Source organism: Oceanimonas doudoroffii (genome assembly GCF_002242685.1).
Lineage (GTDB): Bacteria > Pseudomonadota > Gammaproteobacteria > Enterobacterales > Aeromonadaceae > Oceanimonas > Oceanimonas doudoroffii.
This window is the reverse complement of the sequence record NZ_NBIM01000008.1, coordinates 60,099-72,074: the sequence shown is the minus strand read 5'-3', so window position 1 is coordinate 72,074 and position 11,976 is coordinate 60,099. Positions and strand designations below refer to the sequence as shown.

Annotated in this window: 15 protein-coding genes; 9 read left to right on the top strand and 6 right to left on the bottom strand. The window is 61.1% G+C overall.

Annotated elements, in window-relative coordinates; genetic code table 11:
• Window positions 1–126 precede the first annotated feature (126 nt).
• Window positions 127–645, bottom strand: a complete 519-nt coding sequence (slyD, locus tag B6S08_RS16200; RefSeq protein ID WP_094201850.1) for a peptidylprolyl isomerase — start codon at window positions 643–645, stop codon at window positions 127–129.
• A gap of 237 nt (window positions 646–882) precedes the next feature.
• The gene (locus tag B6S08_RS16195; RefSeq protein WP_094201849.1) at window positions 883–1,083 is read right to left on the bottom strand and encodes a YheV family putative zinc ribbon protein; all 201 of its coding nucleotides are present in this window, start codon (window positions 1,081–1,083) and stop codon (window positions 883–885) included.
• Between the two features lie 62 nt (window positions 1,084–1,145).
• Between B6S08_RS16195 and B6S08_RS16190 the strand changes: the two genes are divergently transcribed.
• The 4 genes from B6S08_RS16190 to B6S08_RS16175 are packed head-to-tail and all read left to right on the top strand — an operon-like array spanning window position 1,146 to window position 5,037.
• Window positions 1,146–1,835, top strand: a complete 690-nt coding sequence (locus B6S08_RS16190; RefSeq protein WP_094201848.1) for an AraC family ligand binding domain-containing protein — start codon at window positions 1,146–1,148, stop codon at window positions 1,833–1,835.
• Between the two features lie 30 nt (window positions 1,836–1,865).
• Window positions 1,866–3,764: an ABC transporter ATP-binding protein gene (locus B6S08_RS16185; RefSeq protein ID WP_094201847.1), complete on the top strand. Its 1,899-nt coding sequence runs from the start codon at window positions 1,866–1,868 to the stop codon at window positions 3,762–3,764.
• Entirely contained in the window at window positions 3,761–4,186 is a 426-nt protein-coding gene (locus B6S08_RS16180; RefSeq protein ID WP_094201846.1) for a TIGR02444 family protein, read from the top strand. Before B6S08_RS16185 ends, B6S08_RS16180 begins: the two co-directional genes overlap by 4 nt.
• An 11-nt stretch (window positions 4,187–4,197) precedes the next feature.
• On the top strand, window positions 4,198–5,037 hold the full coding sequence (locus tag B6S08_RS16175) for a 23S rRNA (adenine(2030)-N(6))-methyltransferase RlmJ (protein WP_094201845.1): 840 nt from the start codon (window positions 4,198–4,200) through the stop codon (window positions 5,035–5,037).
• Between the two features lie 236 nt (window positions 5,038–5,273).
• Here the strand turns inward: B6S08_RS16175 and B6S08_RS16170 are convergent, their stop codons facing one another.
• The 3 genes from B6S08_RS16170 to B6S08_RS16160 all read right to left on the bottom strand — a co-directional run bounded on the left by B6S08_RS16170 (window position 5,274) and on the right by B6S08_RS16160 (window position 7,945).
• The gene (locus B6S08_RS16170) at window positions 5,274–6,176 is read right to left on the bottom strand and encodes a LysR substrate-binding domain-containing protein (RefSeq protein WP_094201844.1); all 903 of its coding nucleotides are present in this window, start codon (window positions 6,174–6,176) and stop codon (window positions 5,274–5,276) included.
• Complete coding sequence (locus B6S08_RS16165) at window positions 6,177–7,280, bottom strand: 1-acyl-sn-glycerol-3-phosphate acyltransferase (protein ID WP_094201843.1); 1,104 nt, start codon at window positions 7,278–7,280, stop codon at window positions 6,177–6,179.
• Window positions 7,281–7,357: 77 nt separating this feature from the next.
• The gene (locus B6S08_RS16160; RefSeq protein WP_094201842.1) at window positions 7,358–7,945 is read right to left on the bottom strand and encodes a LysE family translocator; all 588 of its coding nucleotides are present in this window, start codon (window positions 7,943–7,945) and stop codon (window positions 7,358–7,360) included.
• Between the two features lie 120 nt (window positions 7,946–8,065).
• Here B6S08_RS16160 and B6S08_RS16155 point away from each other — a divergent pair, with 120 nt between their 5' ends.
• Genes B6S08_RS16155 through B6S08_RS16145 form a run of 3 tightly spaced genes read left to right on the top strand, consistent with a single transcriptional unit; the run spans window position 8,066 to window position 10,195 of the window.
• Entirely contained in the window at window positions 8,066–9,046 is a 981-nt protein-coding gene (locus tag B6S08_RS16155; protein WP_094201841.1) for a hydrolase, read from the top strand.
• Window positions 9,043–9,267, top strand: coding sequence for a YheU family protein (locus B6S08_RS16150; RefSeq protein WP_094201840.1), 225 nt, complete (start codon window positions 9,043–9,045; stop codon window positions 9,265–9,267). Before B6S08_RS16155 ends, B6S08_RS16150 begins: the two co-directional genes overlap by 4 nt.
• A gap of 58 nt (window positions 9,268–9,325) precedes the next feature.
• Complete coding sequence (locus B6S08_RS16145) at window positions 9,326–10,195, top strand: phosphoribulokinase (RefSeq protein ID WP_094201839.1); 870 nt, start codon at window positions 9,326–9,328, stop codon at window positions 10,193–10,195.
• Between the two features lie 79 nt (window positions 10,196–10,274).
• On the opposite strand, the gene B6S08_RS16140 is transcribed toward B6S08_RS16145, so the two are convergent.
• A complete protein-coding gene (locus B6S08_RS16140) occupies window positions 10,275–10,679 on the bottom strand; it encodes an OsmC family protein (protein WP_094201838.1) in 405 nt (134 codons plus the stop codon).
• 164 nt (window positions 10,680–10,843) lie between these two features.
• Here B6S08_RS16140 and crp point away from each other — a divergent pair, with 164 nt between their 5' ends.
• Both crp and B6S08_RS16130 read left to right on the top strand, forming a co-directional pair.
• Window positions 10,844–11,482: a cAMP-activated global transcriptional regulator CRP gene (crp, locus tag B6S08_RS16135; RefSeq protein WP_094201837.1), complete on the top strand. Its 639-nt coding sequence runs from the start codon at window positions 10,844–10,846 to the stop codon at window positions 11,480–11,482.
• A 69-nt stretch (window positions 11,483–11,551) separates the two neighbouring features.
• Window positions 11,552–11,899, top strand: a complete 348-nt coding sequence (locus B6S08_RS16130) for a putative quinol monooxygenase (protein ID WP_094201836.1) — start codon at window positions 11,552–11,554, stop codon at window positions 11,897–11,899.
• Window positions 11,900–11,976 lie beyond the last annotated feature (77 nt).

The window sequence follows — 11,976 nt, the reverse complement described above, 5'->3', positions numbered from 1 at the left end:
CACCCGCGGAAAAAGAGTGTGGCAGTAACAACACCCATACGGGATAACTACCCAAAATGGAGCCTGGCCCCGGCGAGCAGACACAAAAAAGGCGCCGAAGCGCCTTTTTTCGACCAAAAGGCCGGCTTAGTGGTGATGACCGCAGCAGCCGCCACCGTGGTCGTGGTCATGGTCGTGATCGTGCTCACCGTGTACATGGCCGTGGGCCAGCTCTTCCTCGGTGGCTTCGCGCACTTCGCGCACCACGCCCTTGAAGGACAGGGTCATGCCCGCCAGCGGATGGTTGCCGTCCACCTTCACGTATTCCTCGGCCACTTCCAGAATGGTCACCGGGCGAGGACCTTCATCGGTCTCGGCCACAAAGGTGTCGCCTTCGCCCACTTCCATGCCGTCGAACAGCTCGCCGGGCACCGACTGCACCAGCGCATCGTCGTAGTCGCCATAAGCCTGATCCGGGCTCAGGGTTACGTCGAAGTCTTCGCCAACCGCTTTGCCGTTGAGTTCGACTTCAAGGCCGCTGACCAGAAAGCCGGTACCGTGCAGGTATTGCAGCGGTTGCTTGTTGACGGTGGAGTCCAGGATTTCGCCATCGGCGTTGGTCACGGTGAAGTCCAGTGTTACCACTGCATTGTCGGATACTTTCATGGGATTGGCCCTGCTTAAAAATGGTGACTCATAGAATACATGATGGACGGGCGGGATGAAACGCGAGGCCGGCACAATAAAAATGGCCCCGAGGGGCCATTTGGCGGCAGAATTCAAGGAAACACAGGGAATGAAACTTGCGCTCTGCCGAAGGCCAGTCTATCCCGAAAGCCTTCACTCACCAAGCCATTGCCGGCCGGTCGGCCGAAAAGCATACAAAATGCAGGGGTAATGGCGTCACTCGGGCCTGAATACGCCGATAACGTCGCCCCCGGCGGCCGATTCCACTTTTTCCTCGGCCTGGCTTTGATGATGGCCACAGTGCACACACTCGACCTTCTCGACACCATGCTCCATATACAGCATCATGGTGTCTGCCGACTGACATTTCGGGCAGACGGCACCGGCGATAAACCGCTTTCTACGACGGGTTTCCATTGAAGGGGATCCTGAACTGTTCATCATTTTTAAAATTCTCCGCCAAAAACGAACCAACCACAATGACCGCCAGCGCCCATTACAGCATTCATCATCAGCTTTTCGATCTTCCTCACTTAACCCCCGGCAAGCGCCGCCGCCATATCAAGGGAGTGCTGTTGCTGGTACACCGAGGCTCGGGGCTGCTGCAGCTCGGTCGTCAGCATTTTCCGCTGACCACAGGAGAAGCCGCCTTTCTGCCCGCCGATACCCTGTTCGCCTGGCACGCTCTGGCGGGCAGCCGGGTCAGCCAGATTGAGCTCTCCTGCCGGCTGGCCCAACCCGAACAGGCCGGTCGAATTCAACCCACGGCCTTGCTGGCGGCCCTGGCCGGCAAGCTGGCAGAATGGCCCAGTGAAAAAACCTGGCAGGGCCCTTATGGCCGCCTGTGCCGGGCCCTGTATGACGAGCTGCCGGCCCAAAACCTGCTGCCGTTCGAGTCGATGAACCCGCTTGCGGCACGCGCCTTTGCCGATCCCGCCGGCCTGGCCCTGCATAACGACGAGCAGCAGGCCTTCAGAAAGCGGTTTGGCTGTGATCTGACGAGCTGGCAGCGGCAACTGGCCTTGCTGCACATGCTGCGGGAGCTGCCCAGGGCCGGGGATCCCGACGCCCTGGCCAGGGCCCACGGTTTTACCTCCTTTCCCCAGTTCGAGCAGGATTGCCGCCACTGGCTGGGAAGCCCCTGTCATACCGGGGGCAAAACCGGCTAAAATACGGCTTTTGCACTTTTCCGGGTTTCTATGATCACCCTCAGCCAGATTGAATTGCTTCGGGGCGGCCGCCCCCTGTTGAAAGACGCCAGCGCCACCATTCACGGCGGCCAGAAGGTCGGCCTGGTGGGCAAGAACGGCTGCGGCAAGTCCACCCTGTTTTCCCTGCTCAAGGGCGAGCTCACCATCGACAGCGGCCAGTTCGGCCTGCCCGCCGACTGGCAGCTGGCCAGCGTGGCTCAGGAGACCCCGGCGCTGGACTGCTCCGCCCTCGACTATGTGATCGACGGCGATCGGGAATACCGCCGGCTGTGCCGGGAGCTGGAAGCCGCCGAGGCCCGTCACGACGGCATTGCCATTGCCGAGCTACACGGCCGGCTAGAGACCCATGGTGGCTACCACATTCACGCCCGGGCCGCGGCCCTGCTGCACGGCTTAGGGTTCGCCAATGAGGCCCACGGCCGGCCGGTGAGCGATTTTTCCGGTGGCTGGCGCATGCGCCTTAACCTGGCCCAGGCGCTGATCTGCCGCTCAGATCTGCTGCTGCTCGATGAACCCACCAACCACCTGGATCTGGATGCGGTGATCTGGCTGGAGCGCTGGCTGAAAAGCTATGACGGCACCCTGATCCTGATCTCCCACGATCGGGACTTTCTCGACGCCGTGGTCGGACGCATCATTCATATCGAAAACAGCACCCTTAACGAATATACCGGCAACTATTCCGACTTTGAGCGCATGCGTGCCGAACAACTGGCGCTGCAGCAATCGCTGTATGAGAAACAGCAGCGGGCGCTGAGCCATATGCAAAGCTATGTGGACCGGTTTCGCTACAAGGCCAGCAAGGCCAAACAGGCCCAGAGCCGGCTCAAGGCCATGGAAAAGATGGAGCGCATTCTGCCCGCCCATGTCGATTCGCCGTTCAGCTTCGGCTTTCGCCCGCCGGCCAGCCTGCCGGTGCCGCTCATTGCCATGGAGAAGCTGGCCGCCGGCTACGGCGACAAGGAAATCCTGTCCAACATCAAGCTCAATCTGGTGCCCGGCTCGCGCATCGGCCTGCTGGGGCGCAACGGCGCCGGCAAGTCCACCTTTATCAAGCTGCTGGCGGGCGAACTGACGCCGCTGTCGGGCAAGCTGGAAGCCAGCAAGGGGGTGGCCCTGGGTTACTTCGCCCAGCATCAGCTGGAAAGCCTGCACCCGCAGGAATCGGCGCTCACCCACCTGGCCCGGCTCGATCCCAAGGCCACCGAGCAGAGCCTGCGGGATTACCTGGGGGGGTTCGACTTTCACGGTGACAAGGTCAAAGAAGCCGTTGGCCCCTTCTCCGGCGGCGAAAAGGCCCGGCTGGTACTGGCGCTGATCGTCTATCAGAAGCCCAATCTGCTACTGCTCGACGAACCCACCAACCACCTGGATCTGGACATGCGCGAGGCCCTCACCCTGGCGCTGCAGGCCTTTGAAGGGGCCATGGTGATCGTGTCCCACGACCGCCACTTGCTGCGCGCCACCACCGACGAGTTCTATCTGGTCGACAGCGGCCGGGTACAGTCCTTTGACGGCGATCTCGACGACTACCACCAGTGGCTGACCGAGCAGGACAAGGCCGAGCAACCCGCCGACATGCCCGCTGCCGGGGACAACTCGGCCCAGGCGCGCAAGGCGGAAAAACGCCGTCAGGCCGAGTTGCGCCAGCAGACCCAGCCGCTGCGCAAGGCCATCACCAAACTGGAAAAGGACATGGAGCGCTGCCAGCAGCGGCTGGCCGAGATCGAACAGCAGCTGGCCGACCCCGATATTTACGCGGCGGAGCACAAGGCCAGGCTGCAACAGCTGTTAAAAGATCAAAGCCCGCTGCAACAGCAACTGGCCGACGTGGAAATGGAATGGCTGGAGCTGCAGGAGCAGCTGGAAGACCTGGAGCAGTCATGATCAGCGCCGATGAACTGTGGCACTTCGGCGAGCAGCACTACGGCCGCCCCGGGGTGGCCACCGCCTGCCTTCAACTGCAGGATGAGCACAGTGCCAACGTCAACCTGTTGCTGTTGCTGTTGCTGCTGGAAGAGCGAGGGCAGAGCGTCGATGTCGCCCCCTTTTTGCCGGTGCTGGCCGCTCGCCGGGGCATGTTCAGTCACTGGCGCAACCTGCGCCGCCGGCTCAAACCCGGACTCAATGCCGATGACTACGCCCAGTTGCTGCAACACGAGCTGGAGCTGGAACGCTGGCAGCAGCAAGAGCTGCTGAACGTGCTGGCCGACCAGCCCCCGCGCCCGGGCAGCGGTGCCCTGCTCGATTACCTCAATGTGCTGCAGGTGGCCGATGCGCCGCTGTGGCAGCTAAAACTCGCCGGTTAAGAGAAATTACCATGCTTAGTTATCGTCACGCCTTCCACGCCGGCAACCACGCCGATGTGCTCAAACACGCGGTGCAGGCCTTTATTCTTGAGTCGCTGTGCGCCAAGGACAAGGGCTACAGCTATATCGACACCCATTCCGGTGCCGGCGGCTATGCCCTGAGCCACGAGTGGACCCAGAAAAAGGCGGAATACGCCGGCGGCATTGCCCGGCTGTGGAACGAACCGAAAAAGTGGCCGCAACTGGCCGGCTACTTCGACGCCATTCACGCCATGAACTCAAGTGAGTCGCTGGAGAATTACCCGGGCTCTCCCCTGGTGGCGGCCCATTTTCAGCGCCCTCAGGACAGACTCACCCTGATGGAACTGCACCACAACGAGGTGGAGCTGCTGCGCCAGAACCTGGGCCGGGACGGCGTCGCCATTCATCACAGAGACGGCTTTGAAGGCCTGGTGGGCCTGCTGCCACCCACGCCCAAACGAGGCCTGGTGCTGATTGATCCGCCCTATGAACTGAAGGAAGACTACCGGCGGGTGGCCGATACCCTCAAAAAGGCCCACAAGCGCTGGCCCATCGGCATTTACGCCATCTGGTATCCGTTGCTGGCCAAGGCCGTGGATCGCAGCGAAGGGCTGAAAACCGCGCTGGCCAACCTTGGCTTTGAGCAGGCACTGTGCGCCGAGCTGAGCGTACAGGCCCAGGCCGACGACTTTGGCATGCACGGCTCCGGCATGATAGTGCTCAATCCGCCCTGGAAACTGGATGAAAAACTCGCCGAACTGCTGCCCGCGCTGAGCCAGGCCCTGGCCCAGGACAACCAGGCCGGCTTTACCCTGGAATGGCTAAAATAAACTAATCGTTTGCGAAGCAGTGCACTACCGTCGGTCAAAGCGCACTGCTTCTCCGGCACGCTGTAAATACACCCATGTACGCTCCGTCGCGTCATCCCTGACGCGAAGGGCACGGCGAAGCAGACACCCTTTGCCTTCCTTAGCACGCTCGGCGTTCACTGCATACAGACCACGCTGATGCTTCGAGAGCTCAGAACTCAGCAGGCGGCCCTGTCCCAGTCCCTGCTCCCCAATCCCTATTCCCGGCTTTCCAGCGCTTCCTGCTTCAGCCATTCACGCACCATGGTAATGTCATTGAGGCGTGAAGAGTCGGGCCGCCAGACCAGGTAGTAGCGATGTTTGGGCGTGAGCTCGGTGGCAAAGGGACGGCACAGCCGGCCCTGGCGCAGCAAATCCGCCACCAGCACCGAACGGCTGAGCGCCACCCCCTGCCCCGCCAGCACCATCTCCAGTCCCAAGTTGCCGTCGTCCACAGTGAGCTGACGGCATTGGGGCAAAATGTGCTCATTACCGCTCAGGGCCAGCCAGTTGGCCCAGCTCACACCGGCGTATTCGGGGCCAGCCACCAGGGGCAGGCTGATCAAGTCCGCCACCCGTTGCAGGCGGGTCGCCAGCGCCGGGGCGCACACCGGAAAAGCGGTGTCGCTCATCAGCAGTTCACTGTGCAACCCGGGGTAATGTCCTTCGCCGTAACGAATGGCCAGATCCACCTCACCGGCGGCAAAATCGGCCAGTTGCTGGCTGGGTTGCAAGCGCAGTTCGAGTTGGGGGTGGGTTTCGGTAAAACGCCATAATCTGGGCATCAGCCAGCGCGCGGCCAGGGATGGCAACACGCTGACCTGCAGCGGTCCGGCAGCGGGGTGCGCCAATCGATCCAGGCCGCGCTCCAGAATGGCCAGGCCCTGCTCGGCAAAGGGCAGCAGTACCTGGCCCTCGGTGGTGAGCATCATACCGCTACCCCGGCGCACAAACAGCCGGCAACCAAGGGACGCTTCAAGATTGCGGATTTGCTGACTGACCGCGGCCTGGGTCACGCACAGCTCACTGGCGGCGGCGGAGTAACTGCCGTGGCGGGCCGCCACGGCAAACACCCTTAACCCGCTTAGCCGGCGGTTGGTGACAAGCCGGGGGTTCAGCACTCAGCCCTTGTTCAGCACCGGCCGGGCATACATGGCCAGCACCCGCTCGCGCAGCTCGGTCGGCACCAAATTCATGTGCCGCTCAAAGGCCTGCCGAGTACCGGAGTCCACTTCCGCGGTCTGCCCCGCCGCCAGCAGGTTACTGGGGAACAGGTGATAATTGGCGTGAATTTCCCGATCCAACGCCTGCGCCAGCTCGTCGGCGTTGTCAAAGTCACCGCCGAGGGGCCGGCCAAAGGCCACATGCACTCGACCCTTCTGGCCGGTAATGCCCTGCACTATGCTTTGAATGTCCTCGAACTCGCTTTTTTCATAGCGGCCGACCGTTTCCTTGGCGTGCAGCTCCCGGGCCTTGGCCACGTCACCGGGATCGTATTCGTAGGAGATGGACACCGGCACCAGGTTGAGGCTGCGAATGTAGTCGCTGAAGGGAATTTTCTGCCGCTTGCCTTCCATGTAGAACATCTTGAGGATGGCCGGATCCGTCTTGTCGTCCCCGTCCTTGGCCCGGCCTTCCTTCTGGGCGATCCAGATGGAATGACCATCGTCGAGGGAATGCCGCAAGTAGGCGGACAGCTCGCCAAAGGCCTTCATCATTTCCCGCGGGCCCTTGGCGGAGCGCTTGACGATAAAGCTCTTGTTAAGCTTCATCAGCTCGGTGGAGCAGGGCTTGCGCAGCAGGTTGTCGCCGATGGCAATGCGCACCGTGTCCATGTCGTGGGTATACAGGCCCCAGTTGACAAAGGCCGGGTCGAGGGCGATGTCCCTGTGGTTGGAGATAAACAGGTAGCCGGTGCCGGGCTGCAGGTGTTCCAGTCCGGAATAGGTCACACCCGCCGTGGTGCTGGAAATCATCTTTTCCATGAATTTGGCCACTTCCAGCTGCACCTGGTGCACACTGGTCACATGGCGCCAGCGCCAGCCCAGATACAGCCGGATCAGCCGCTTGACCAGGCCGCCGCCCAGGCGAGACAGGCAGGCAAAACGATAGTGTGCGATGGCGCCGATAAATTCGTCGTCGGCAATCAGCCGCTCAATGGCGCCGGCGACTTCGTCATCCCGGTAAGGACGAATATCTTTAAATAAATCTGTGTCAGAAACCATGAAAGCCTTGGATCGAGGACAAAAAACCGGCCAGATTTTACACCCTTTACGCCCAAACTCTAACGATTAACCGAAAATCAGTACCAGATCATGGCCACGCAGGCGGCGGTGAGTGCGCCCATGGCACGGTTGAAGCGGCGCCAGTCGGCCTCGGTGCGCAGCCAGCGCCGCACCCGCATGCCCAGCAGGGCCCACAGGTGGCCGGTCACCATGCCAAAGAACAGAAACACCCCCAGCACCGCCAGGGCCGACGGCCAGTAATGCTCTCCGGCCAGGGTAAAGCCGCTGATGGCGGAAATGGCCATCAGCCAGGATTTGGGGTTGAGAAACTGAAACAGCGCGCCCTGACCCCAGCTCATGCTGCGCTCGCCGGCGTCGGGCGCCGACGCCATGGCGATACGCCAGGCCAGCCATAGCAGGTAGGCACTGCCCGCCAGCTTCAGCGCCCACTGCAGCGCCGGCCACAGTTCAAACAGCCGCCCCAGCCCGAGCGCGGTCAGCAGCAGCAGGCCCTGCAATCCCAGCATGATGCCCAACAGCAAGCGCAGGCTGGCGATGTAACCAAAACGGCTGCCGGCACTGGCCAGCAGCAGGTTGTTGGGGCCGGGCGTGCCGCAGGCCGCCAGGGCAAAGCCGGCCACCGGGCCAAGCAGGGCGATATCCATGTTACCGTGTCACCATAGGAAATAAGCACCTCTGTTTTACTCGATTTTATTTTCAACGCCCAGTATTTTATTCGGCAGCGGCCCCCCGATCGCCGCCTTCAATCACCAGCACAGGACACCATGATTCGCTCCAGCCAATTCCAATCTCCCTGGTGGGCCCGCAATCCGCACCTGCAGACCATACTGGCCCGCGCCCTGCACCGCTCTCGCCAGCACTGCCAGGGCGAGCGTCTGGAGCTGCCCGACGGCGATTTTGTCGATCTGGCCTGGGCCACGCCCGAGCTGGACGGCTCATCTCCGCTGGTGGTGCTGTTTCACGGCCTGGAAGGCTGCGTGCAGTCTCATTATGTGCAGGGCATGATGGCGGCGCTGCACGCGCGCGGCTGGCAACCGGTGCTGATGCATTTCCGCGGCTGCAGTGGCGAACCCAACCGGCTACTGCGGGCCTACCATTCCGGTGAAACCGAAGACCCGGCCTTTGTGCTCGACACCCTGCGCCGGCGCTTTCCCGGCCGGCCCATGGCCGCCATCGGCTATTCCCTGGGTGGCAACATGCTGATCAACTACCTGGCCCGGCACCGCCGCAACCCGCTGTCTGCCGCCGTGGTGGTGTCGGCGCCCCTGCAACTGGCGGCCTGTGCCGACCGCATTGACCGGGGGCTGTCGCGGCTGTATCAGCGCTATCTGCTGGGCCGCATGAAACACAACTGGCGCCGGCGTCTGGCCCGCCACCCCGACGCCGCCTTTCGGCCCGACGTGGGCGCCATCGCCAGCCTGCGGGAGTTTGATGAGCGCATTACCGCGCCCCTGCACGGCTTTGCCGGTGCCGACGATTACTACCATCGCTGCTCCGGCCTGCCCAGGCTGGCCGACATCGTAACCCCAACCCTGGTGCTGCACGCCGCCGACGATCCCTTTATGACCGAGGCGGTCATTCCCGAAGCGGACGTCCTGCCCCCGGCCATTACCTATGAACTCAGCCGCCACGGCGGCCATGTGGGCTTTATGCAGGGTGCGCCCTGGCGGCCGCGTTACTGGCTGGAACAACGGATTCCGGACTGGCTGGGCGGGCACTGGCCCCCAACACAGGAAAACGCATGATTATTCCCTTTCGTGATTTGCCCGAAGACACCCTGAACAATTTGATCGAGCACTTTGTACTGCAGGAAGGCACCGAATACGGCGAGCAGGACGTCAGCCTTGAACAAAAAGTATTCGAGGTAAAACAGCAACTTGAGCGGGGCGAGGCGGTCATCGTGTTCAGTGAACTGCACGAAACCGTGAACATAGTGCCCGCCGACCGCTTTGGTCACAAACCTTGACCTGAGCCCGACGCCCTGCGTATAAACACTCACAGTTTCAACAATTTTAAGGTTCGTCATGTCCGCCAAGCACCCCATCATAGCGGTGACCGGCTCTTCGGGTGCCGGCACATCGACCTCCACCGACGTGTTCCAGTCCATGTTTGCCCAGCTCGGGGTCAAGGCCGCCGTGCTCGAGGGGGACAGCTTTCACCGTTACACTCGGCCGGAGATGGACGTGGCCATTCGCCGGGCTCGGGAGCAGGGCCGGCACATCAGCTATTTCGGCCCCGAGGCCAACGACTTCGAGCTGCTGGAGCAGTTCTTCAAGGAATATGGCGACACCGGCTCCGGTCAGTTCCGCCGCTATCTGCATACCTTTGACGAGGCGGTGCCCTTTAACCAGATGCCGGGCACCTTTACCCCCTGGCAGCAGCTGCCCGACGACACCAACCTGCTGTTTTATGAAGGCCTGCACGGCGGCGTGGTGACCGACGATCACAACGTAGCCCAGCATGTGGACCTGCTGGTGGGCATGGTGCCCATCGTCAACCTGGAGTGGATTCAGAAGCTCATTCGCGACACCGCCGAGCGCGGCCATTCCCGGGAGGCGGTCACCGACTCCATCGTGCGCTCAATGGAAGACTACATCAACTTCATTACCCCGCAGTTTTCCCGCACCCATATCAACTTTCAGCGGGTGCCCACGGTGGACACGTCAAACCCGTTCAGCGCCAAGATCATTCCCAGCCTGGATGAAAGCATGATGGTGATTCGCTTTCGCGGCATCAAAAACGTGGACTTTCCCTATTTGCTGGCGATGATCGACGGCTCCTTTATGTCCCGGCGCAATACCATAGTGGTGCCCGGCGGCAAAATGGGCTTTGCCATGGAGCTGATTTTACGGCCCATGCTGGAGCAATTGCTGGAGACCGGCAAAATTCGCTGAGTGCGCCCCGCGCCAGTCCAAAAGCAAAATGCCGGAGATATTCCGGCATTTTTAATGGGCGGGAGCCAATACAGTGAACTCAGGCTTCGCGAATTTCGTAAGACGAGGTAATGGTCACGGCCTTTTCCAGCATCTTGATCACCGAGCAGTATTTTTCCATCGACAATGACACCGCTCGTTCCACCTGCTTTTCCGACAGCTCGCGGCCGGTCACCACGAAATTAAGGTGAATGGAGGTAAAGACACGAGGCGGGTTTTCCGCCCGCTCGGCGCTAAGCTCTGCCTCGCAGCCGGTAATGGCCTGACGGCTTTTTTCCAGGATCATGACCACATCGATGGCACTGCAACCGCCGGCGCCCAGCAGCACTGCTTCCATGGGGCTGGCGCCCTGGCCCGGATTGGTGCCGTCCAGAATCATTTTGTGGCCGGACTCGGATACGCCCTCAAAGCACAGGTCCTGCAACCAGCTGATCTTGGCTTTCATAATTATCTCCTCCTGAAAAAGCGCATAGTAGCCTATTGCCCCGACGGGATAAAAGCGGCCCGGCTCTTGATGAAGGCTGCCAAGCCTTTTATGCTAGCCGCTCACCCACGCAACTAGGTATAAGGCCAGGCCGCAAGGACCGGGCCGACTCGAGAGGAAGACGCATGGTTATCGGCAAGCCCCAAAGTGACCCGACCCTGGAATGGTTTTTGTCACATTGCCATATTCACAAGTATCCGGCCAAGAGCTCATTGATCCACGCGGGCGAAAAGGCGGAAACCCTTTATTACATCGTCAAGGGCTCGGTCGCCGTGCTGATCAAGGATGAAGATGGCAAGGAAATGATACTGTCTTACCTGAACCAGGGTGATTTCATCGGCGAATTGGGTCTGTTTGAAGAGACCGAAAACCCGGTGCGTACCGCCTGGGTTCGAGCCAAGTCTCCCTGTGAAGTGGCCGAGATTTCCTACAAGAAGTTTCGCCAGCTGATCCAGGTGAACCCGGAGATCCTGATGCGGCTGTCGGCCCAGATGGCCACCCGGCTGCAGACCACCAGTCAGAAGGTGGGCGATCTGGCCTTCCTGGACGTGACCGGCCGCATTGCCGAAACCCTGCTCAACCTGGCTCGCCAGCCCGATGCCATGACCCACCCCGACGGCATGCAGATCAAGATCACCCGCCAGGAGATCGGCCAGATCGTGGGCTGCTCCCGGGAAACCGTGGGCCGCATACTGAAAATGCTGGAAGAGCAGAACCTGATCACCGCCCACGGCAAGACCATAGTGGTGTTCGGCACCCGCTGAGCATTCAAGCCGTTTGTTGCAACGCCACCATAACGGTGGCGTTTTTGTTTTTTATTACGAGGAAACACCATGTCGAGCCGAGTCTATTGCATTGCCGCCTTTCAGCCCAAGCCGGGCAAGGAGCGGGAACTGTTTCGTGTATTGCAGGCGCTTGAAGCCGACACCCTGCGTGAAGATGGCTGCATTCAGTATCGAGTGACCCGCCGGCTCGACAGCCCCTTTGCCGGCGGCAGCAGTTTTCCGCTGGTGTTCAACGAGATCTGGGCCGATATGGCGAGCTTTGAAGCCCACTGCCAGCGCAGTGGCATTCAGGCATTTTTTGAGGCCCACTGCGTCAGCCCCGACGGCCTGGTGGCCGAGCACAATGTGTGCATCTACACCGACGAGCCGGAAGACTTTGACGCCCCGCGTTTTTGAATGAGCACTGACGTCGCCGGTAAACATTGCCTGCCCCAACACACCTGACTCATCAGACATAAAAATGCCGGGAAACT